At 60.8% G+C, this 813-nt stretch carries 2 protein-coding genes; both read right to left on the bottom strand.

Annotation, left to right across the window (positions count from 1 at the left end):
* Positions 1-256: helix-turn-helix domain-containing protein (locus tag RM533_RS13605; protein WP_311341766.1), on the bottom strand; the 256-nt coding region annotated here is incomplete at its 3' end.
* Positions 257-312: 56 nt separating this feature from the next.
* The coding region (locus RM533_RS13600; protein ID WP_311341765.1) for an aldehyde dehydrogenase family protein at positions 313-813 on the bottom strand (501 nt) is incomplete at its 5' end.

Below are 813 nucleotides of genomic sequence, written 5' to 3'. Positions count from 1 at the left end.
TGCGGACGGGCCGGTATTCGTCGGTCAGCCCTTCGATGCGGCCTGTCACGAACCTGCGCCGCCACTTGCCGACCGTGCGCTCGTGTACCCCGAGGCGTTCGGCGACCTTCTTGCCTTGCAATCCATCTGCGCATAGCAAGATCATCCTGCACCGGTCCGACAACGATCGAGCCGGCTTGTGTCGAAGCGCTTGTGCCTCGAGAAAGGAGCGCTCCTCGGCCCTCGACACCACCGCATCCGCCAAGCGGCCCGCCATCGCACCATCTCCCCGAAACAATCAGGGCCAATGATACGGATTACGGTTCCAGGTAATTAGTTCATATGAATTGTTTTTGTGATCAGATGCGCCATGATCCCTTCCGGTCCATCTTCGGAGCCGGCGCCGCTATCCTTCACGCCGCCGAACGGGCTGTCAGGCGCGCTCACCGACGTGCTGTTTATCGCAATCATGCCTGCTTCGATCTCATCCCCCAGCCGGTTCTGGCGACGTCCGTTCTGAGTGAAGCAATAGGCGGCAAGTCCAAAAGGCAGACGGTTTGCCTCGACGATTGCGGCATCGACGTCATCAAAACGGTTGAGCGATGCGATGGGGCCGAACGGCTCTTCGGTCATGATCCGTGCAGAAATCGGGATGTCGGCCAAGACGACGGGGGAGTGGAAGAACCCTGGTTCCGGGTGCCGCGCATCGGAGCGGACCAGAACACGCGCACCCTTTTCTTCGGCATCGCCCACGAAATCAGCAGTCGTCTCCACCCGGCGAACATTCGCCAAAGGTCCCATCTGCGTTGCCCGGTCGATCCCGGCGCCAAGCTT

It is taken from the genome of Croceicoccus esteveae (genome assembly GCF_031846435.1).
Taxonomy (GTDB): domain Bacteria; phylum Pseudomonadota; class Alphaproteobacteria; order Sphingomonadales; family Sphingomonadaceae; genus Croceicoccus; species Croceicoccus esteveae.
Note: the sequence above shows the minus strand (reverse complement) of the source record. Positions and strands in the feature narration are given on the sequence as shown.